General features: G+C 69.1%; 18 protein-coding genes and 1 pseudogene. 8 read left to right on the top strand and 11 right to left on the bottom strand.

The window, feature by feature from the left end; translation table 11 throughout:
- Positions 1–124: 124 nt before the first annotated feature.
- On the bottom strand, positions 125–1,396 hold the full coding sequence (locus ACFMRZ_RS09795; protein WP_400178828.1) for an HRDC domain-containing protein: 1,272 nt from the start codon (positions 1,394–1,396) through the stop codon (positions 125–127).
- A gap of 22 nt (positions 1,397–1,418) precedes the next feature.
- The gene (locus tag ACFMRZ_RS09790) at positions 1,419–2,057 is read right to left on the bottom strand and encodes a DUF3000 domain-containing protein (protein ID WP_280272038.1); all 639 of its coding nucleotides are present in this window, start codon (positions 2,055–2,057) and stop codon (positions 1,419–1,421) included.
- A 142-nt stretch (positions 2,058–2,199) separates the two neighbouring features.
- Between ACFMRZ_RS09790 and hemE the strand changes: the two genes are divergently transcribed.
- Positions 2,200–3,267: a uroporphyrinogen decarboxylase gene (gene hemE / locus ACFMRZ_RS09785; RefSeq protein WP_400178827.1), complete on the top strand. Its 1,068-nt coding sequence runs from the start codon at positions 2,200–2,202 to the stop codon at positions 3,265–3,267.
- A 5-nt stretch (positions 3,268–3,272) separates the two neighbouring features.
- Here the strand turns inward: hemE and ACFMRZ_RS09780 are convergent, their stop codons facing one another.
- Positions 3,273–3,632, bottom strand: coding sequence for a hypothetical protein (locus tag ACFMRZ_RS09780; RefSeq protein ID WP_400178826.1), 360 nt, complete (start codon positions 3,630–3,632; stop codon positions 3,273–3,275).
- Between the two features lie 146 nt (positions 3,633–3,778).
- On the opposite strand from ACFMRZ_RS09780, the gene ACFMRZ_RS09775 reads away from it, so the two are divergent.
- Both ACFMRZ_RS09775 and hemQ read left to right on the top strand, forming a co-directional pair.
- Positions 3,779–5,314 carry an FAD-dependent oxidoreductase gene (locus ACFMRZ_RS09775; protein ID WP_400178825.1) on the top strand — a complete coding sequence of 512 codons (1,536 nt, stop codon included), beginning with the start codon at positions 3,779–3,781 and terminating at the stop codon, positions 5,312–5,314.
- Positions 5,315–6,329: 1,015 nt separating this feature from the next.
- Positions 6,330–7,025 (top strand): hydrogen peroxide-dependent heme synthase, encoded by a 696-nt coding sequence (hemQ, locus tag ACFMRZ_RS09770; protein WP_280272028.1) that lies wholly within the window; start codon positions 6,330–6,332, stop codon positions 7,023–7,025.
- 68 nt (positions 7,026–7,093) lie between these two features.
- Here the strand turns inward: hemQ and msrB are convergent, their stop codons facing one another.
- From msrB to ACFMRZ_RS09755, 3 genes are all read right to left on the bottom strand, one after another.
- Complete coding sequence (gene msrB, locus ACFMRZ_RS09765) at positions 7,094–7,549, bottom strand: peptide-methionine (R)-S-oxide reductase MsrB (protein WP_400178823.1); 456 nt, start codon at positions 7,547–7,549, stop codon at positions 7,094–7,096.
- Between the two features lie 111 nt (positions 7,550–7,660).
- Positions 7,661–7,867 carry a DUF397 domain-containing protein gene (locus ACFMRZ_RS09760; RefSeq protein ID WP_400178822.1) on the bottom strand — a complete coding sequence of 69 codons (207 nt, stop codon included), beginning with the start codon at positions 7,865–7,867 and terminating at the stop codon, positions 7,661–7,663.
- Complete coding sequence (locus ACFMRZ_RS09755; RefSeq protein ID WP_400178821.1) at positions 7,867–8,763, bottom strand: helix-turn-helix domain-containing protein; 897 nt, start codon at positions 8,761–8,763, stop codon at positions 7,867–7,869. The genes ACFMRZ_RS09760 and ACFMRZ_RS09755 overlap by 1 nt, the downstream gene beginning before the upstream one ends.
- A 343-nt stretch (positions 8,764–9,106) precedes the next feature.
- On the opposite strand from ACFMRZ_RS09755, the gene ACFMRZ_RS09750 reads away from it, so the two are divergent.
- Positions 9,107–9,469, top strand: a complete 363-nt coding sequence (locus ACFMRZ_RS09750; RefSeq protein WP_280272024.1) for a hypothetical protein — start codon at positions 9,107–9,109, stop codon at positions 9,467–9,469.
- 22 nt (positions 9,470–9,491) lie between these two features.
- On the top strand, positions 9,492–9,692 hold the full coding sequence (locus tag ACFMRZ_RS09745) for a hypothetical protein (protein WP_400178820.1): 201 nt from the start codon (positions 9,492–9,494) through the stop codon (positions 9,690–9,692).
- 166 nt (positions 9,693–9,858) lie between these two features.
- Here ACFMRZ_RS09745 and ACFMRZ_RS09740 read toward each other — a convergent pair whose 3' ends face one another.
- The 3 genes from ACFMRZ_RS09740 to ACFMRZ_RS09730 form a co-directional block, all read right to left on the bottom strand.
- The gene (locus ACFMRZ_RS09740; protein ID WP_400178819.1) at positions 9,859–11,217 is read right to left on the bottom strand and encodes a glycosyltransferase family 87 protein; all 1,359 of its coding nucleotides are present in this window, start codon (positions 11,215–11,217) and stop codon (positions 9,859–9,861) included.
- Between the two features lie 79 nt (positions 11,218–11,296).
- Positions 11,297–12,865, bottom strand: coding sequence for an alpha/beta fold hydrolase (locus ACFMRZ_RS09735; protein ID WP_400178818.1), 1,569 nt, complete (start codon positions 12,863–12,865; stop codon positions 11,297–11,299).
- Positions 12,866–12,897: 32 nt separating this feature from the next.
- The gene (locus tag ACFMRZ_RS09730) at positions 12,898–13,671 is read right to left on the bottom strand and encodes a pyrimidine reductase family protein (RefSeq protein ID WP_400178817.1); all 774 of its coding nucleotides are present in this window, start codon (positions 13,669–13,671) and stop codon (positions 12,898–12,900) included.
- A gap of 35 nt (positions 13,672–13,706) precedes the next feature.
- Here ACFMRZ_RS09730 and zapE point away from each other — a divergent pair, with 35 nt between their 5' ends.
- The 3 genes and pseudogenes from zapE to ACFMRZ_RS09715 all read left to right on the top strand — a co-directional run bounded on the left by zapE (position 13,707) and on the right by ACFMRZ_RS09715 (position 17,756).
- Positions 13,707–14,723 (top strand): cell division protein ZapE, encoded by a 1,017-nt coding sequence (gene zapE / locus ACFMRZ_RS09725; protein WP_280272019.1) that lies wholly within the window; start codon positions 13,707–13,709, stop codon positions 14,721–14,723.
- Between the two features lie 351 nt (positions 14,724–15,074).
- The gene (locus ACFMRZ_RS09720; RefSeq protein WP_400178816.1) at positions 15,075–15,884 is read left to right on the top strand and encodes a tyrosine-protein phosphatase; all 810 of its coding nucleotides are present in this window, start codon (positions 15,075–15,077) and stop codon (positions 15,882–15,884) included.
- 218 nt (positions 15,885–16,102) lie between these two features.
- Positions 16,103–17,756, top strand: a pseudogene (locus ACFMRZ_RS09715) (TlrC/CarA/OleB/SrmB family ABC-F type ribosomal protection protein).
- Here ACFMRZ_RS09715 and ACFMRZ_RS09710 read toward each other — a convergent pair.
- Positions 17,732–18,268 (bottom strand): GNAT family N-acetyltransferase, encoded by a 537-nt coding sequence (locus ACFMRZ_RS09710; protein ID WP_400178815.1) that lies wholly within the window; start codon positions 18,266–18,268, stop codon positions 17,732–17,734. The pseudogene ACFMRZ_RS09715 and the gene ACFMRZ_RS09710 sit on opposite strands and share 25 nt — an antisense overlap.
- Positions 18,265–19,488 carry an MFS transporter gene (locus tag ACFMRZ_RS09705; RefSeq protein ID WP_400178814.1) on the bottom strand — a complete coding sequence of 408 codons (1,224 nt, stop codon included), beginning with the start codon at positions 19,486–19,488 and terminating at the stop codon, positions 18,265–18,267. The genes ACFMRZ_RS09710 and ACFMRZ_RS09705 overlap by 4 nt, the downstream gene beginning before the upstream one ends.
- Positions 19,489–19,529 lie beyond the last annotated feature (41 nt).

Here is a 19,529-nt window from a genome sequence, read left to right as displayed (position 1 = left end):
CCCGGCTATGACGATCGTCATCCCGGCATGCGTTTGGTCGGGATCCACGTCAGCGCACTGGATTCCGGCCAGAAGCATGCCGGAATGACGCAGGGATCACCGCTGCGGCCTATCGGACGAGGCGCTAGTCGAACAGCGCGGCTGCCAGGCGGGGGGCGGCGAGCTCGCGCTGCCATGGTCGTGCGCCCCCGGCTTTCAGGTAGTCGTCGATGGCTTGGGCGGGGGCGTCGGGGGCCGTGCCGGAGCGGAATTCCGGTAACCCGTCCCAGCACAGCCTGCGCAGCAGGTCGGGGGTGAGCAGGTTTTCCACCGGTATCGAATGTTCTTCCGACAGTTCGCTCATGGCGGCGCGAGCGCGGGTGAGGCGGGCGGCGGCGGCCGGATCGCGGCGCTCCCAGCGGTTCACCGGGGGCGGACCGTCGTAGGGCTGGGTCAGCGTCGGCAGGTCGGATTCCGGTAGTGCCCGGGCCCGGTCCACCGCGGCCAGCCACTCTCGCGAATGCCGCCGCTGGCGCGGACCTCCGAAGACGGGCAGCGCGCGCAATTGGCCGATCGATTTCGGATCCGCCTGCGCCGCAGCGATGATCGCCGAATCCGGCAGTACCCGCGCCGGCGCCACGTCCCGGTGGCGTGCCAACTGGTCACGGGCCGACCATAATTCGCGCACCACGGCGAGCTGACGCGTGCGGCGCAGGGCGTGGATGCCGGAGGTGCGCCGCCAGCGGTCGGCCTTCGGCGCGGCAGGCTCGGTGGTGCGCACATGCTCGAATTCCTGTGCCGCCCACTCGGTCTTGCCCTGCTTCTCGAGCGAGGCCGCGACCTCGTCGCGTAACTCGAGTAACAGCTCCACGTCGAGGGCGGCGTAGTTCAGCCATTCCGCGGGCAACGGGCGGGTCGACCAGTCGGCCGCGCCGTGCCCCTTGCGTAGCTCGCGGCCCAGCAGCTTCTCCACCATCGCCGCCAGCCCGACCCGCTCGAACCCGGCCAGCCGCCCGCCCAGTTCGGTATCGAACAGCCGCGCCGGCCGCAGCCCCAGTTCGGCCAGCCCGGGTAGATCCTGGTCCGCCGAGTGCAGCACCCACTCGAGGTCGTTGATCGCCTCGGCCAGCGGCGCGAGCGCGTCGGTCACCGGGATCGGATCGATGAGGAAGGTCCCCGACCCCCGGCGGCGCAATTGGATCAGATAGGCGCGGTTGGAATAGCGGAACCCCGAGGCGCGCTCGGCGTCGACGGCCAGCGGTCCCGCGCCGGCGGCGAGGCGGGCCGCGGCGTCGGCGACGGCCGCGGCCGTCTCGAGCACCGGTGGCACGCCGTCCACCGGTGCCAGCAATGGCACGACGGCATCGTCGTTCCCTTCGATCCGCGTGGGGTTCTCGGACTCGTCGGCAACGGGCATAGCCCAGAACTTTACGTGGCGGTCAGAACTGGTCGTCGGCAATCTGCGGACGCGGCCGCAAATGAGTTATGCCCGCGGGCGGCAAACCGGCCGCGTAGGCCAGTACTTCGCAGAAAGCCTCGACGTGTGGTCCGAGATCTGTGGAGCCGACCGTCCAGGATGCTCGCAGCTCCAGCTGGTAGGCCCGCGGGGGACCGGCGATATCGCCGTAGCGGACCGAACTAGTGGAGGTGACGGTGCCGCCCAGCGCGGTGAACGGCTCGGCCCGCGATTCCAGGGCGTCCACCAGCCAGCTCCAGGCCACCTCCGGCAGCAGCGGATCGCCGGCCAGCGCGGCGTCGATATCGGCCTGGATGTAGGCCACGAGACGGAACACACCGTGCCAGGCCTCGTGGCCGTTGGGGTCGTGTAGCAGGATCAGCCGCCCGAACGCGTCGCCCTCGGAATCGACCGGAACCACGTTCGCGTCCGGATGTTTGACTTCGGCTCCGATGGCGTATGAATAAGGTGCCAGGCGCTGTGGCGGCCGGATCGGTGCAAGCTCGATCCTGGGGTGCACGGATGCGCTGCCCATCGCATCGACCGCGGCGCGAAACTGGGCTGGTTCGCTGTCCGGGCCCGGGGTCGGTGCGGCGCCGTCGCGGAAGTCGAGCGGTGTCACGAAGGTGACGGTAGACCTGAACGGCCCGAGGCGGTCGGAGGCGCGCCGCTGCGTGCATTCTGGCGTTCGCAGTGAGGATGTGCGTCGGTGACCGTCGACCACGTGGCGAAGACCGATCGCGAGCCCGCATACGATAGCGGTGATGAGCACTCCAACTCGCCGCCGGTTGTCCGATGCGCCGTTCCTCGCTGCCGCCACCGGCGGCACGCCGAACCGGCGTCCCGTCTGGTTCATGCGGCAGGCCGGGCGGTCGCTGCCCGAGTACCGGGAGGTGCGGGCGGGCGTCGGCATGCTGGAGTCGTGCTTCGATCCCGAGCTGCTGTGCGAGATCACGCTGCAGCCGGTCCGGCGGCACGGGGTCGACGCGGCGATCCTGTTCTCCGACATCGTCGTTCCCCTCAAGGCGGCCGGAATCGACCTCGACATCGTGCCCGGCGTGGGACCGGTGATCGCGAATCCGGTGCGTACCGCCGACGATGTGCGCGCCCTGCCCCGGCTGCGCCGCGAGGAGGTCGGCGCTGTCATCGACGGCGTGCGGCTGCTGCTGGACGAACTCGGTGACACGCCGCTGATCGGATTCGCCGGTGCCCCTTTCACTCTCGCCTCCTATCTGGTGGAGGGCGGGCCCAGCAAGAACCACGAGCGCACCAAGGCGATGATGCTCGCCGACTCCGACACCTGGCATACGCTGCTGGGCCTGCTCACCGACATCACCATCGAATTCCTGCGCGCGCAGCTCGGCGCCGGTGTGGACGCCGTGCAGCTGTTCGACTCCTGGGCCGGTGCGCTGTCGCTCGCGCAGTACCGGGAGTTCGTGCTGCCGCATTCGGCGCGGGTGTTCGCCGAGCTGGCGGCCGCCGACGTGCCGCGCATCCACTTCGGGGTGGGCACGGGCGAGTTGCTGGGCGCGATGGGTGAGGCGGGCGCCGACGTGGTCGGGGTGGACTGGCGGGTGCCGCTCACCGACGCGGTACGCCGGGTCGGTGCCGGAAAGGCGTTGCAGGGCAACCTGGATCCCGCGGTGCTGTTCGCCGGGCCCGCGGTGATCGAGCGCGAGGTGCGCCGCATCGCCCACGAGGCCGACGAGGCGATCGCGATGGGGGCCACCGGCCACATCTTCAACCTCGGCCACGGTGTGCTGCCCCAGACCGACCCGGGCGCTATCACCGCCACGGTCGAGCTGATCCACAACCTGCCCGTGCCGTTGTAGGCGGGCTACCACTCCCCGAGCGGCCGCACGTCCCAGGACAATCGGATGCCGGGCTTGGTGTGCAGTGTCAGCGGTTCGTGCGTGTCGCCGTGGAACCACAGCCGCAGGCCCTCGCGGTCGGGCTCGCGCAGCACGATCAGCCGGTCGACCCGGCGCAGGCGCCCCAGATAGGCGATCTCCTCGTCGCCCGAGTACATACTCAAGTAGGCGTCTCCGGCCGTCGGGTCCAGCGAGAAGAGCACGGTCGTGCTGCGCCGGGTCAAGCGGAACGAGTGCAGCCCCACCGGCCAGTCGAGATCGTCGTGCCCCCGGGTCGGCTCGTCCTCGAACAGCCAGATCAGCTCTGCCAGGTCGGGAATCTCCATGCGGCCACCGTATGTGCCGCGGCGGGGTCGGTGGCCCGTAACGGTCGGTCGCGCTGGTGCGGGTACCTTCCAGAACAGGGCATGCGGTGGTCCGCAGGGGTGCGGCCGCCCGCGTGCGACGGGTGTGAGCGGGCGAGGAGTGATCGATGCGGATCGCGGTGGTGGGTGCGGGGATCAGCGGGCTGGTGGCCGCGTATCGGCTCCGGAAGGCGCTGGGCCCGGAACTCGAGCTGGTGCTGCTGGAGCGGTCCGAGCGGATCGGCGGCATTCTGCGCACCGACGATATCGCGGGGGAGCCGGTCGACCTGGGGGCGGAGGCGTTCGTGGGCCGTCGGCCCGAAATCCCCGCTCTGCTGGACGAATTGGGTTTGGCGGACCAGCTGGTGTACCCGGCGGGGAAACGCCCACTCATCTGGTCGGGAGGGGCGGCGCACCCGCTGCCGGAACGCACGCTGATGGGAATTCCGGCCGGGCCGGAGGCAGTGGCCGGGCTGGTCGACGAGGCGACGCTGGCATGGATCGCGGACGAGCCCGCGCGGCCGTTCGACTGGGTACGCGGCGCTGACATGGCGGTCGGTGAACTCGTCGCCGCCCGGTTCGGGGAGCAGGTGGTGCGGCGCAGTGTGGATCCGCTGCTCGGGGGAGTGTATGCGGGACTGGCGAATTCGATCGGCGTGCGGGCCGCGCTGCCGACCCTGGCCGCCGCCCTCGACGCGGGCGCGGCGAGCCTGTCACAGGCGGTCACCGACGCGCTGCCGCCGCCCTCGACCGCACCTGTCTTCGGCGGCATCCGCGACGGATACCGGGTGCTGCTGGACGCGCTGCTGAAAGCCGCCGCGCCCGCGCTCGAAATGGGCCGTGCCCCAAGGAAACTGACGCGGACGCCGAATGGCTGGCGGCTCGACGTGGTGGGTGGGATGGGCTCGGTCGGCAAAATGGGCTCGGCGGGCGAGATGGACCTGGTGGGCGAGATGGGCGCGGTGGGCGAGATGGGTTCGGGGGGCGAGATGGACCTGGTGGGCGAGATGGGCGCGGTGGGCGAGATGGGTTCGGGGGGCGAGATGGACCTGGTGGACGGGATGGGCTCGGCGGACGCGGTGGGCGAGTTGGACGCGGTGGTCCTCGCGACCCCCGCGCCGGTGACGGCAACCCTGTTGCGTGCGGTGGCACCGGCCGCAGCGGCCGCGACAGCTGGGATCGAGCTGTCCTCGTCGGCGGTCGTCGCCCTGGCGCTGCCCGTGGACACGCCGCTGCCCGACAACTCCGGCATTCTGGTCGCCACCGGGGAACCCTTGCGCGCCAAGGCGTTCACGCTCTCCAGCCGCAAGTGGCCGCACCTGGCCACCCGCGAGGTCGCACTCGTCCGCGCGTCCTTCGGGCGTTTCGGCGACGACTCGCTGCTGTCCTGGTCCGACGACGACCTGATCGCCGCCGCAGCCGCGGACCTGTCGACAGTGACCGGTATCCCGATTACTCCCGTCGCCGCCCGGGTCCAGCGCTGGCACGGCGGCCTCCCGCAATACGCCCCCGGCCACCTCGACCGCGTCGCCACCATCGAAGCCGGTCTCGCCGACCTGCCGGGCCTCGCGGTCGCGGGCGCATACCTGCACGGCGTAGGCGTCCCCGCCTGCGCGGCCTCCGGTGCAGCAGCCGCCGAGCGCGTACTGGCACATCTCGGCTGACCGCATCGCCCGCTTGCCTCCGGCAGAGCGACCGCCGATCGCGCGTCCTTACGTCTCGGCTCATCGCATCGCCCGCTGATCTCGGGCACCGCGGTTGCCGAGCGGGTGCTTGCGCCCCCCGGCTGATTGTTTTGCCGGGTGGCTTTGGGTGCTGTGGGTGTCGAGTGCGTGCTTGCACAACGCGGCTGGCCGTATGGCCTGCTGACTTCGGGCACGGCGACCGCCGAGCGAGGGCTGGTGCACCTCGGCTGATTGTTTTGCCGGGTGGCTTTGGGTGCTGTGGGTGTCGAGTGCGTGCTTGCACAACGCGGCTGGCCGTATGGCCTGCTGACTTCGGGCACGGCGACCGCCGAGCGAGGGCTGGTGCACCTCGGCTGATTGTTTTGCCGGGTGGCTTTTGGTGCCGTGGGTGTCGGGCGCGCACTTGTACAACGCGGCTGGCCGTATCGGCCGCGGACTTCGGGCACGGCGGTTGCCGAACGGGTGTTGGTGCAACTTGGGTGATTGCTTTGCTTGGTGGTGATGGGTGCTGCGGGCTTCGGGCGCGTGCTTGCACTACCCGGCGTACCGTATCGCCCGCTGACCTCGGGCACGGCGACCGCCGAGCGAGGGCTGGTGCTCCTCGGCTGATTGCTTTGTCGGGTGGTCTTGGGTGCCGTGGGTGTTGAGCGTGGGCTCGCGCAACTTGGCTGGCCGTATCGCTTGGTGGTCTCGGACATGGTTGTCGCCGAGGGGGTGCTGGCACGTGTGCGCCGATTGCATTGTGTAGTGGCTTGGGGGCGATGGGGTGAGGTGATCGGCGGCGGGGTCGTGGCGGTGGGTGGTGTGGTGGGACGGAGGTGTGGTGTGTGGGTGATTTGTGGCATGCGTGGAGCGTGGCAGCGGATACCGACAGCTGGCGATTCCCGCACGCTTTGCCTTGTCGCGCACGGCGTTTCGGCGGCGAGTCGGGGTGCGGGAACATGCACGGGGTGCGGCGGTGCGGGGGTGTGATCGGCAGTGGCAGGATGGGGGCATGGCGCGACTCGATTACCAGGCTCTCAACTCGACCATCCGGTACCTGATGTTCTCGGTGTTCCAGGTGCAGCCCGGGGTGCTGGGTGAGGATCGGGAGGCGGCGATCAAGGAGGCGAGGGAGTTCTTCGACTCGCTGGGCGAGCGCGGCGTGGTACTGCGCGGCATCTACGACGTCGCGGGCATGCGGGCGGACGCCGATTTCATGATCTGGACGCACGCCGAGCGCATCGAGGAGTTGCAGTCCGCCTACGCCGACTTCCGCCGCACCACCGAACTGGGCCGGGCCAGCGCGCCCGTGTGGAGCAATGCCGCACTGCACCGCCCCGCCGAGTTCAACAAGAGTCACGTCCCGGCCTTCCTCGCGGGCGAGGAGCCGGGCAACTACATCTGCGTCTACCCGTTCGTGCGGTCCTACGACTGGTACCTGCTGCCCGACGAGGAGCGCCGCAAGATGCTCGCCGACCACGGCAAGGAGGCTCGCGGCTATCCCGACGTGCGCGCCAACACGGTGTCGTCGTTCGCGCTGGGCGACTACGAGTGGATTCTCGCCTTCGAGGCCCCCGAACTGCACCGCATCGTCGACCTGATGCGCGATCTGCGCGCCACCGAGGCCCGCCGGCACGTCCGCGAGGAGATCCCGTTCTTCACCGGGCCGCGCGTGGAGGTCGAGAAGCTGATCGCCGCCCTGCCCTGAACCGGTCACTTACACCGGCAGCCCCGGATTTTCGGGTCATGCGGAGGGTGCGGCTCCGGTCGTAAAGTTCATCCGTCCTCTCCGTCTGTTGCGTTGTCCGAGGGGTGCAGGCGCAACGAGATGGAGTTGATGCAGTACCGCTTGTCGGTCGGGGTCGGATAACCCTCCCCTTCGAAGACGTGGCCGAGGTGGCTGTGGCAGTTCGCGCACAGCACCTCGACGCGGCGCATGCCCAGCGAGTCGTCGGTACGCAGCAGCACCGCGTCCGAGTCGGCCGGGTCGAAGAACGAGGGCCAACCGCAATGCGAATGGAACTTCTCCGTGCTGCGGAACAGCTCCGCGCCGCAGGCCCGGCACGTGTACACCCCGCCGGTCTCGGTGTCGGTGTACTCGCCGGTGTAGGCACGCTCGGTCCCCGCCTCCCGCAACACCGCGTACTCCTGCGGCGACAACCGCGCCCGCCACTCCTGCGGCGAGAGCTGAATCTTCGGTGCCGGTAGTGAGGTATCGGAGTCGGAACTCATGCACACAGTCTAATGGCTGATGCTGCCGCCGGATGGTGTCGGCCGCATCGCACGAAGAAACGAAATAGGCCCGGCGTTTTCGCCGGGCCTATGTTCATCTACGACGGAAATTTACGCCCGGTCGAATTCTCCGGCTTGCACACCGCTCGTGAAGGCTTCCCACTCACTCGGGGCGAAGACCAGCGCCGGGCCGGTCGGGTTCTTGGAGTCGCGAACGCCGACCAGGCCCCCATCGAGGTGGGCTACCTCCACACAATCTTGGCCACCCCCGCTTCGGCTGGACTTGAACCACTTCGCCCCGGTCAGGTCTATGTTCACTACACATACTCCTTGGCTACCTGCCGCAGTAAATGCTTGCTGTCTGGCTGTGCCAATGCTACTCCGTGGATCGTGTCGAACGCCTTGCGATACCTCTGCACGCTGTCGGTTCGCTCCAGATACATGGGGCCCGTATAGCTTTCGACGTAGACCACGGGCGGCTCGTGTGGGTAGCCCCTACTGTCCACGCCGAAGTCGAGGAGGGTGAAGGGTCCGGCCGCGACACCCAATGGGAAGCCCGCAGAGTTGGGTAGTATCCGCACCCGCACGTTCGCGGGCATGTCGGCAAGGTGCCGGAGCTGCTTCGCCATGACGTGTGGGCCGCCGACGACACGGCGCAGAACTCCCTCGTCTACCACCAGATCAACCGACAGGGGAGACACCTTGCGCATGATCAGATGTTGTCGTTCTCGTCGAACCCGAACGCGCCGTTCGAATTCGGCGACGGTGTCCTCAGGGAAGAAGCGCGCATCGAGCGCTCGCGCGTAATCCGGTGTCTGGAACAGGCCGGAGATCACGTCCGGTCGGTAGATTCGCAGTTCCTCGGCCGCCGCTTCGAGACCCATGTACAGATTGAAAGTCTCTTTGATTGTGTCGCCGAACTGGTGCCACCAGTTGGGCACTTTCCCCTGCGCCGCCAGGACTTTCAGCGCGGGGAGCATGTCGCGGTGTTCGTACAGCTCGCACAGCGCCTCCAAGTGCTCGTCGTGGATCACCGATGCCGCGCCGGTTTCGAGGCGCTGTAAGGTGCCGTCGCCTACGCCGATTGCCTTGGCCGCGTTGCGGATCGACATGCCGTAGGCCTGGCGCATGTCGCGCAGGTAGCGGCCCAGTTGCCGCCGGGGCACGCCGGTGGTCGGGTTCGCATTCGTCGGTCGGCCCTTGGTCCCGCTCATCTGTGGTTCCTCCGTCGGTCGTGGATCACGTGTAGCCCTACTCGTGGATCACGGGTACCGAATTCTGTGGAACACCGCGCGGACTTATTTTGGATCATCCACTGGGACAACGTAGAAATTGGCGCGAATTACTAATCGGATGATCCAAATGAGTTCTGCGTGTGCTTCGATCCCCGTTGTGTACCCGGTTGCGCGGCTGACGTTCTCTCCCCGTCCGGCGCTGCGAGCCGGGTACACCCTACACCCAGCATCGAAGCCCAGGGAGTTGTTTGATGAGCAGAGCCAAAGGTGAACCGCCACAACATGTTCCGGTTCGAAAGTCGAACTCGTACGGGGAGGAGCCGTGAGCTGGGCGGAAGTGTTCAAGAGCCCGGTGGCAATCGGCTATCTGGACAAGGATGTTTCCGGATTACGGCAGTCTGCCGACGAAGAGAAAATACGTTCGCATGCAAAACGTTTGGGATACAACCTCGTGAAAACCGTCGCGTTCAGCAGTCGGACCGACCGGCCGATGCAGCGGCTGGTCAATGTGGTCGAACATCTCGGAGTCGAGGCCGTCTTCATTCCTGCGCTGCATCATCTCGACGGCTCGGACATTCCGCGGAAATTGCACGAGATCGCCACCGTCATCACGGTTGATCCGGAAAGCACATATCGGCGAATGCGCCGGAGAGCTGTGTCCGGATATCCGACGAAGTCCGAGTAGAGCACCTATGGAGGTGGGCTGGGTGAACGACAGGCATTTGCGGACGGTGACCGACCCGGCGACGCGGCGGGTGCGGGAACTCGCTGCGCGGGCCGGGCGGGCGGGTTATCGGCTGGTCCGCGGCTGGCCGCCACACGCGTGGCATCTGCTCGACGCCGAAGACGGCGAGCAGATCCACACGGCCGCGACGCTCGACCTGATCGAGCGGATCCTTGATGAGTGAGATGGATCCCGGCCAAAAGCATGCCGGGATGACGGGGCTGCGTATGCCGGGATGACGGGGCTGCGTATGCGCCGGGATGACGGGGGCTGCGTATGTCGGGATGACGGGGGCTGCTCCTGGCGGGATAGCCGGGGCTGTGCGTGGCGGGATGACGGGTCTGCGGGGGTTACGTGAGTGCGCTCGCTTGAGATTGCGTGCGGGGCTCGGCTCGGTTCTCGTCTTCGCCGGTTGTGTCGGAGATGTCGTTGCCGTTGTGGTGTTCGCCCGGGGATGCCGTCGACGGGGCAGTGGGCTCCGGCTGCTTCACGCCGTCGGGCAGCAGGAACACGGGGTCGATTCCCGAGCTCAGCCGCCCGTCGCGCCGGGCTGCCAGGTAGCGGTCGCCGAGCACGCAGAACACCACGATCAGCAGCAGGCTCCAGCCGAGGGTGACGCGCAGGTACTCGAGCGTGCGCCCGGTGCTCTGCCAGTGGTCGAGCAGCCATTTCTCGTAGGTCATGAAGCCGAAGATGGCCAGCCACGCCGGCCAGTTCCGCAGTACCGAATTACGCAGCGCCACCGTCATCAGGAACGGGAACAGGAGCATCGAGTAGTACTGCTGGCCCAGCGCGGTCACCACGAATTCGGCGGTCAGCAGCACGCCCGCGGCGGTGCAGATGAAGAACAGCTCGTCGTGCAGGTAGTAGCGGTACAGCAGCCACAGCGAGACCAGCACGACCGCGCCCAGCAGGATGCGGATGGTCCAGGTCAGCCACGAGTCCAGGCCCCAGTACGCGGCGCTGCCGGGGATCGAGCTGTTGAAGTAGTCGCGCGCCTTGAGCGAGTAGGGCAGGGTCCGGTGCAGGTAATCCATCGGATCCTTGATCAGCGGCCACGCGATCGCCATGAGCGCCACCGGCACGCCCAGCCCGGTGATGAACACTCGCCACTGCCGCCGTGCCAGCGGTATCAGCAACAGTGGCGCCAGCGTGGGTTTCACCGCGATCGACAGCCCCATCACCAGCCCGGCCACAAGGTCCCGCCGCCCGAGCAACAGGTGGATGAACAGCACCTCGGCCAGCAGAATGCAGCCGTTGACGTTGCCGAAACCCAGTGTGTTGATGACGGTTTCGGAGGCGAACATCAGCAGCAGCGTCAGCGGCGCGGCGTAGGAGCGCACGCTGAGCTTGAACAGCTTCAGCAGCAGGTACCACGCCAGCACGATCGCCACCGCGTTCAGCGCCACGAACAGCCACTTCGACTTCTCCGGGTCGATGACGGCGAGCGGCGCGACAAGCAGGGTGCCACTGGGCGGGTACAGGTAATGGGGATCGACGAGGTCGAAGTTCTCACCGTAGATCGGCTGGCGGTTGAGGAAGGCCAGCGACGCCCGGTAGACGGGCGCGAAATCGTCGGTGATGTTGAAGTTGGTGCCCTCGATGAATACCTGATGCAGCACGGTCATGACCGCGAACGGCCACAGTGCGAAGTTCAGGACCTCGGTGGTGGTCCGAGCAGTGCGAGGCTCGAGCTGGCGAAGGAACACTGGGGCACGGTACACCGGAAACCTCCGAATGGTTGCTCGGACCCGGTGTTCGGCGTGCGTTCGTGTCGCGAATACCGTCTCAGGCGGGGCAGGCGGTGCCGTCCTGCGGAAGCTTCGCGTCCTTCGCGTATTCGTTGATGTACCGCTGGGCGCAGCCGGTGTGGGTGAAGACCGGATGACCCCAGCCCTGCCACTCGACGGAGGCGGTGCGCGCCCCGGCCGCGCCGAGCACGCCGGTCACCGCGGGCCGTCCGTCGCCGCCCACCACCGGGTCCGCGGCGGCGCCCAGCACCAAGACCGGGCCGGAGTACTTCTCCGGCAGCTGCGGCGGACTGGGCACCGGCCACGCGCTGCACGCCATCAGCCGGGTCGCGGCGGCCTTGCCGAACGCCGGATATTGCCCGCCCCAGGCGGTCACGAGGTCCTTGGCCCGAGTCGGCGTGGCGGGCTGCTGGTTGTCGCTGCAGCGGGCGACGAACTGCCCGTCCGAATCGACGGCCGCCGATTCGCGCAGCACCAGGTTGTCGAGCGAGCCGCGATCGCCGCGCCCGGCGGCGGCCAGCGCGTCGGCGAGTTCGGTGATGTGGCCGACCTGGTCGGCGCGCGGATCGCCGAGGAAGCCGGAAATGGTGGTGAGCAGTACGCCCGCCGACAGGTCGCCCAGCTGCCCCGCCGCCGCGCGGTTCACCAGATCGGTCACGGCCGCACGGGGATTGGCGCCCAGCGCGCACCCGATCGCGGCACAGCGCTGCGCGAAACCGGTCAGCGCCGCCTCCGCGCCCTTGACCCGCTGCTCGGCCCGCCCGACCGCGTCGGCGTTGACGGCTTCGGGGGAGTCGAGCACCAGCCGGGAGAGGTGATCGCCGTATTTGGCGGCGTAGCTCATGCTCACCCGGGCGCCGTTGCCGGTGCCGAGCAGCGCGATCGTGTCCACCTGCCACTGCTTGCGCAGCTGCTCGATGTCGTCGGCGGCGTGCGCGGCGTCGAAGGTGCCCTGATACGGCTGCAGGAAGTCCTGGCAAGCGATGGTCGCGTCCTGGCTCAGCTTCGCCATGGTGTCCACGGGATCGCCGCCGCCCGGGGCGAATTGGCCGTTGTCGGCCACCGCGCGACGGGTCTCGAGGGGCATGCAGTCGATCGGCTGCGAACTGCCCATGCCACGGCGGTCCACCGCGACGATCGGGTGTTCGGCCAGCACCGCCGCGGCCGGTCCGGCGGCCAGGCCCGCGACGGTGGCGGTGGAGGAACGATCGCTGCCGGAGGTCAGCACCAGCGGTGCGGCCCCGGCCGGAGTCTGCTGCAGCCGGGCTCGCACCGCGCCGTTGCGGAAGGTGCCGAGGATAGCGCCGCCGGCGTCGATCGGCGTCGAGTACTCGGCGCATTCGATGATCACGCCGGCGGGCGGGGCGCCCAGACCGAGCAGATTGAAGGTCGGCACCGCGCATTCACGCCAGCTCAGGTCGGTTTTGGGGGACTGCAGCGCGGGTGGCGCGGGCGCCGCCGAGACGGTCGATTTCGCGCCACCGGCCTCGTGCGGTCGCTCGACCGCGACGCCGGGCCGCTCCGAGGGCCCCGCGCCGCACGCGGCGACAGTGAGGAGAACCGTCAGCGATGACGTCGCCAGCAAGGCGGCCCGAGTCCAGCGCATGCGCTACAGCCTGCCAGGTCCGGCGCGCCGTTTCAGCCTTGGGTCGCGGCGCGCTCCCATCGGGTCAGCAGCGTGCCGTCGTCGTCGACGAGCACCTGACGCAGGGCCATCGGGGTCGGCAACGCGTTGGGCGACACTGCGATTCGACCCGCCGTACCCCCGACGAGCAGGGGAGACAGGGTCAGGCACAGCTCGTCGGCGGCACCGGCCGAGATCAGTTCGCCGAACAGCGACGGCCCGCCCTCGCACAGCACCCGCAGCAGCCCGCGGGCCGCCAGCGCCGCCCGCAGGTCCGCGCCGGTGACCATGGTGTCGCCCGCCTCGATCACCTCCGCGCCCGCCTCGGCGAGCAACCGCTTGCGCGCGGCGGGGGCGGCCGCGGTGGTGAACACCAGCGGCGCGCGCTGGGTGTCGGTGAACAACCGGCAGGTCGGGTCCAAGGCGGCGCTGGCGCTGACGACCGCGACCGGCGGCGGCGCGCCGTCCGGGGCCCCGCCGAGGCCGTGCTGGTAGAGGCGGGTGCGCCGATGCGTATCGGTGCGGGCGCCGGCGTAGTTCTCCGCCCGGACGGTGCCCGCGCCGACCAGGACCACGTCGGCGAGATCCCGCAGGATCATGAAGACATCGTGGTCGGCGGTCGTGCCGAGCGCGCCGGCCCGCCCGTCCACGGTGACCGCGCCGTCGATGCTGGACACGAAGTTGACTCTGATCCACGGCGATTCGAGCCGGGCGGGATAGGCGTACAGCCGCACCAGGTCGTCCTTGGTGAGCGCTGTGAACTGGATCGCATTGGGAGCACGCTGCATAAGTTCCGATCACACCACGTCAGTACGCTACTCGCGTGCAACAACGCCTCGCCGATCGTCATCCGGAGGTTCCGGCCGATCAGCTCATCGCCCAGATGGTGCCGCCGCCCACCTTCGACGAGGTGAGTTTCGCCTCCTACATCCCGGATCCGAAGGAGCCGACCCAGGCGGCGGCCGTGGAGAAGGCCGAGCAGTTCGCCGGGAAGGTCGCGAAGATCCACGCGGCGGCCGGGAAGAAGAATCTGTTCGGAAAGAAGAAGCAGGTCGACGGTGCCGGGCTGTACCTCGACGGCGGCTTCGGTGTCGGCAAGACGCACCTGCTGGCCTCGATCTACCATGCCTCGCCCGCGCCGAAATCGTTCGGCACCTTCGGTGAGGTCACCAATCTGGTCGGCGCGCTCGGCTTCACCAACGCCGTGGATCGGCTGGCGGGCAACAGCGTGCTGTGCATCGATGAATTCGAACTCGACGATCCCGGCGACACCATGCTGGTGTCGCGGCTGCTGACCGAGCTGACCGCGCGCGGGGTGTCGGTGGCGGCGACCTCGAACACGCTGCCGGATCAGCTGGGCGAGGGCCGGTTCGCCGCTCAGGACTTCCTGCGCGAGATCCGCAAGCTGGGTTCGCTGTTCGACGCCGTGCGCGTCGACGGCCCGGACTACCGCCACCGCGACCTGCCGCCCGCGCCGGAGCCGACCGCGTCCGATCGGCTCACCGAGAAGGCCGCGGCCACACCGGGTTCCACCCTGGACGACTTCGACGAACTGCTGCAGCACCTGAGCACGCTGCACCCGTCGCGGTACGGGGCATTGATCTCCGGCGTGTCGGCGGTGTTCGTGTCGAACGTGCACACCGTCACCGATCAGGCGGTGGCGCTGCGCGTGGTGGTGCTGGCCGACCGGCTCTACGACGCCGGCATTCCGGTCACCGTGTCGGGGGTGAAGCTGGACCGGATCTTCTCCGAGGAGATGCTCGGCGGCGGCTACCGCAAGAAGTATCTGCGCGCGATCTCGCGGCTACTGGCGCTGTCCCGGTTCGAGGTATCTGCCTGAGCGGTCGCGGTGCGAGGTGCCTGCGTGAGTGGTCGCGGTGCGAGGTGCCTGCGTGAGTGGTCGCGGTGCGAGGTGCCTGCGTGAGTGGTCGCGGTGCGAGGTGCCCGCGTGAGTGGTCGCGGTGCGAGGTGCCCGCGTGAGTGATCGCGGTTCGAGGTGTCTGCTCGAGCAATCGCGGTTCACAGTGCCTGCTCGAGTTGTCGCGGTTCGAGGTATCTGCCTGAGCGAATCGGGGGCCGAGCTGCCCGTCTGAGCGACTGACCAGTCGGCGTAAGGTGAGCAATCGAGTTCGCCGACGGCGATGACCGTGCCATCCGCACGACGGCCGTCGGCCCGAGGATGGGAGCTGTCATGGTTCGTCGTTCGACCCGCGGCACCGCGGCGCTGGCCGTCGCCGCCACCCTCGCATTCGCTCCCGTGGCGGGAACCGCGCTGGCCGCCGATCCGCCCGCCGCGACCGCCTCGGTCCTCGACGACACCGTTGATCGCTCGCTGGCACTGCAGGGTGTGCAGAATGCCCGCGACCTCGGCGGCTACCGCACCACCGAGGGCCGCACGGTGGCGACGGGGCTGATGTTCCGCAGCGGCGAATTGAGCAAGGCCACCGACGCCGACCTGACTGTGCTCGCCGATAAGGGCGTGCGGATCGACGCCGACCTGCGCACCTCCTTCGAGCGCGCGTTCGCCCCGGATCGAGTGCCCGCGGGCGCCACCCAGCAGATGGTGGACGTGATCGGGCAAGCGCCGCCGCAGGTCCTGGCCTCGACCCTGACCGCCGGGCCCGATCTGTACCGCGCGTTCATCACCGCGCCGGGCGCGAACGAGGCCTTCGCCGCGGTACTGCGCGACATCATCGACACCCGCGACGGCGCGGTGCTGTTCCATTGCACCGCGGGCAAGGACCGAACCGGCTGGGCGTCGGCGGTCCTGCTCACCCTTCTCGGTGTGGACCGCGACACGGTGAACTACGACTATCTGCTGTCGAACTACTACCGCAATGCCGGGCCGGACGACTCGCTCAACGGCGTGGTGCTCCCGGCGCTCGACGCCGCCTTCGACCAGGTCGACCAGAGCTATGGCGGTTTCGAGAACTACGTGCGCGACGGCCTGAAACTGACCGACGACGACATCGCCGCGCTGCGCGCGAAAATGCTGTCCTGACAGCGACTTCCGGCGCTGCCGGAGTATTCCCGTTGACACGGCTACCGACCGTAGCTACCTTTATGTCCGGTATGGGCACTTTGTTGATCCTTCTGTAGTCGAAACCCGACGCGTAGAGCCACGCTCCGCGTCGAATCCCGCACAGCTCAGGCTTTTTCGCTGATTCTCGCTGTGCGGGTCCATCGACATCCGGCGCTGCCGGAGACAGGAGGATTCGTATGCCTACCGCTGCCCAACTCACCCTTTCCGACGTCACCAAGCGCTACGACGACCGGCTGATCCTCGATCGCGTCTCGCTGACCGTGAAGCCCGGCGAGAAAGTGGGTGTCATCGGCGACAACGGCGCCGGGAAGTCCACGCTGCTGCGCCTGCTCGCCGGGGCCGAACATCCGGACAACGGTGCGGTGACGGTGCAGGCCCCCGACGGTATCGGCTACCTGCCGCAGACCCTCGGCCTGCCCGAATCCGCCACCGTCGCCGCGGCGATCGACCACGCACTGGCCGACCTGCGGGAAGCTCGAGCGCCGACTGCGCGCACTGGAAACCGAACTGGAACACGGTGCCGCACAAGACGAAACGCTCGACGACCGGCTGGCCGTCTATGGCGACCTGATCACTCGCTTCGAAGCCCGCGGCGGCTACCTGACCGATCAGCGGGTCGACGTGGCACTGTCCGCGCTCGGCCTGCCCGGCCTGGACCGCGCGCGTCCGCTGGGCACCCTGTCCGGCGGCGAACGGTCCCGGCTCGCGCTGGCGGCCACCCTCGCGGCCGCGCCCGAACTGCTCCTGCTCGACGAGCCCACCAACGACCTGGACGACACCGCGGTCGCCTGGTTGGAGGAACACCTTGCGGCGCACCGCGGCACGGTGGTCGCGGTCACCCACGACCGGGTGTTCCTCGAGCGCATCACGTCGACTGTGCTCGAGGTGGAGTCGGGCCGGATCACCCGGCACGGCAACGGGTACACCGGGTACCGCGCCGCCAAGGCCGCCGAACGACGCAGGCAGCAACTGGAATTCGAGCGCTGGCGCGCGGAGCTGGATCGCAACCGTCGCCTCGCGGAGTCGAATGTGGTTCGGCTGGAGGCCATTCCGCGCAAGCTGCCGCTGGCGGTGTTCGGGCACGGGTCGTTCCGGACCCGCGGGCGGGGACACGGGGCGGCGGTGCGCATCCGCAACGCCAAGGAGCGGGTCGCCCGGCTGACCGCCGAACCCGTTGCCCCGCCGCCGGATCCGCTGCGGTTCACCGCCGAACCGCGGCGCGCCACAGGGGATGCCGACGGGCCGGTGGCGCTGCTGTCCGGGGTCGCGGTCGGCGATCGGCTGCGCGTGCCCGAACTGCGGATCGAGCCGGGCGACCGGCTGGTGGTCACCGGGCCCAACGGCGCGGGCAAGACCACGCTGATGCGGTTGCTGGCAGGTGAACTCGCGCCGGATGCGGGCACCGCGACGGTCCGCGGCCGGGTCGGGCACCTGCGGCAGCAGCAGACGCCGTGGCCGGAGTCGTGGACCGTCCTGAGCGCCTATGCCGAAGACCGCGGCGGACATCCCGATGAGTATGTCGAGGAGTTGCTGTCGCTGGGGCTGTTTCGCCTAGGCGAACTCGGACTGCGGATCGGGGAGCTGTCCTACGGGCAGCGGCGGCGGATCGAGTTGGCCCGGCTGGTGAGCGAGCCCACCGATCTGCTGCTGCTCGACGAGCCCACCAACCACCTGTCACCGGCTCTGGTGGAGGAGTTGGAGCAGGCGCTGGCGGGATACACCGGCGCGCTGGTGGTCGTCACCCACGATCGGCGGCTGCGCGCGGGGCTGCCCGGAACGCGAATCACGGTGCGCGGCGGCATCGTTCAGAGCTGTCTCTGCATGACGTAGTCCAGGCAGACCTGGGTGCCGACCGCGGTGGTCTTCGTGCCGACGGTGTGGAATCCGTGCTTGGCGTAGAAGCGCCGCGCACGCTCGTTGTCCTGGTTGACTCCCAGCCAGACACCGGCGTAACCACCGCGCCGGGCATCGTCGACGGCCGCCTCCATGAGGGCCGTCGACACCCCGGCGCCGTGGTGGTCGGGCAGCACGTACAGCTTGTTGATCTCGACCATCGGGTCGCCCATCGCCGCGGCGATCTCCGGGTCGGCGGGCGGGCCCGCCACGAGCATGGCGTAGCCGACGATGTCGCCGCCCGCCACGGCCTTGAGCACCGTGCGGCCGGGATCGCTGAGGTAGTCGCCGAAGCGATCGCCCGACAGTATCCGGGCAATAAACGTGTCGATGTCCTCCGGTGCCAGCTCCGGCGGGCAGGCCAGCGGAAACGTCGCCGCCGCAACGTCACTGAGGGCTTCGGCGTCCCACAGACCGGCCCGGTCGACGATGACTGGGATGTCGCTCATTCCTCCAGTACAGCACGGCCGGGTGCGGACGCTGGCGGTTTGCCCGTCTGTGGACGCGGCTGAAAGAACCGCGCCGACACGATCAACGCGGCCGCGAACAGCAACGGCAACAGGTAGGCGATCCGGTGACTGGTCGCACCGGCCACCCCGCCCACCACTCCGCCGCCGATCAGCGTGCCCGCGTAGTTGAACAGGTTGAGCCGGGCGATGAGCGCGTCGAGCCCGCGGCCGCCGGTGAGCCGGCCCGCCTCGCTGAAACACAGCGGCGCGATCACCGGCAATCCGATTCCGGCGACGAGGAATCCCGCGATCGCCACCACCGGATCCGGGGCGAGGACCACCAGCGCCAGTCCGGCGGTCCCGATCGCCGCCGCCACCCGCACCACCGCCCGCGGCCCGAACCGGCGCACCCACAGGTCGCCGGTGAGCCGCCCGGCCAGCGACGCGCCCTGATAGGCCGCCAGCGCCAGCGCCGCGGTCGCCGAGGAGGAAAGCAACTCGTCGCGCAGATACAGCGCCGACCAGTTGCCCACGGCGAGGTCGACCGCGAAGACCAGCGCCATCGCGACGCCGATCGCCAGATAGGCGCGTAGCGGGACGGATCCGGCGGCCGCCGCCTCCTCGGGTTCGGCCTCGGCCTGCCGCGTGCCGAGTAGCCGCGGTCCGAACACCAGCCCGGCCACCAGCACGACGAGCGCGGCCGTCAGCACCGCGACGGGCAGCGAGACATCCAGAGCCTCGCATCCGGACACGAACAGCGCGCCCAGAATCGCCCCCGCACTCCAAGCCGCGTAGAACGACGACAGCACCACCTTGCCGTACCCGTGCTGGATGAAGACCGCCTGCATGTTGGTGCTCGCGTCGACCACGCCGACCGCGACGCCGTACCCGCCCAGCGCGACGAACAGCACCGCGAGCTGGGGCGCCAACGCGATCCCCACTCCGGTGACCGCGATCAACGCCAGCCCGGCACGCAGCGCGGTGCGGCTGGACCAACGCAGCGCCAGCCGTTCGGCCACCACGCTGCCCGCCGCCGCCAGCACCGAGATCAGCACGGTGGCGAGCAGGATCTGGGTGTCGTCGAGCCCGAACCGGTCACGCTGCTGCGGCAACTCGGTGAGGATCACCGCGAGGAAGAAGCCCTGCAATCCGAAGGCCACCGAGTTGGCCGTCCGCGCGCTCCGCACAGTCGATACAGGAATGTATCCGGCGGTCTCCATGGGCGAAGCTTAGCCGCCGTGCGAAGGTCGCGCAGCCCGCG

Origin of the sequence: Nocardia sp. N2S4-5 (assembly GCF_044628355.1) — a bacterium.
Taxonomy (GTDB): Bacteria; Actinomycetota; Actinomycetes; order Mycobacteriales; family Mycobacteriaceae; genus Nocardia; species Nocardia wallacei_B.
The sequence above is the reverse complement of the archived record's forward strand: the minus strand, read 5'-3'. Positions and strand labels throughout refer to the sequence as shown.

Bases quoted from the DNA above. Each gene is read 5' to 3' on its own strand.
- ACFMRZ_RS09735 (WP_400178818.1), bottom strand. From the start codon at position 12,865: ATGCGCTGGACTCGGGCCGCCTTGCTGGCGACGTCATCGCTGACGGTT.
- ACFMRZ_RS09730 (WP_400178817.1), bottom strand. From the start codon at position 13,671: ATGCAGCGTGCTCCCAATGCGATCCAGTTCACAGCGCTCACCAAGGAC.
- ACFMRZ_RS09705 (WP_400178814.1), bottom strand. From the start codon at position 19,488: ATGGAGACCGCCGGATACATTCCTGTATCGACTGTGCGGAGCGCGCGG.
- ACFMRZ_RS09720 (WP_400178816.1), top strand. From the start codon at position 15,075: ATGGTTCGTCGTTCGACCCGCGGCACCGCGGCGCTGGCCGTCGCCGCC.
- ACFMRZ_RS09755 (WP_400178821.1), bottom strand. From the start codon at position 8,763: ATGAGCGGGACCAAGGGCCGACCGACGAATGCGAACCCGACCACCGGC.
- ACFMRZ_RS09780 (WP_400178826.1), bottom strand. From the start codon at position 3,632: ATGGAGATTCCCGACCTGGCAGAGCTGATCTGGCTGTTCGAGGACGAG.
- hemE (WP_400178827.1), top strand. From the start codon at position 2,200: ATGAGCACTCCAACTCGCCGCCGGTTGTCCGATGCGCCGTTCCTCGCT.
- hemQ (WP_280272028.1), top strand. From the start codon at position 6,330: ATGGCGCGACTCGATTACCAGGCTCTCAACTCGACCATCCGGTACCTG.
- ACFMRZ_RS09795 (WP_400178828.1), bottom strand. From the start codon at position 1,396: ATGCCCGTTGCCGACGAGTCCGAGAACCCCACGCGGATCGAAGGGAAC.
- msrB (WP_400178823.1), bottom strand. From the start codon at position 7,549: ATGAGTTCCGACTCCGATACCTCACTACCGGCACCGAAGATTCAGCTC.
- ACFMRZ_RS09775 (WP_400178825.1), top strand. From the start codon at position 3,779: ATGCGGATCGCGGTGGTGGGTGCGGGGATCAGCGGGCTGGTGGCCGCG.
- ACFMRZ_RS09710 (WP_400178815.1), bottom strand. From the start codon at position 18,268: ATGAGCGACATCCCAGTCATCGTCGACCGGGCCGGTCTGTGGGACGCC.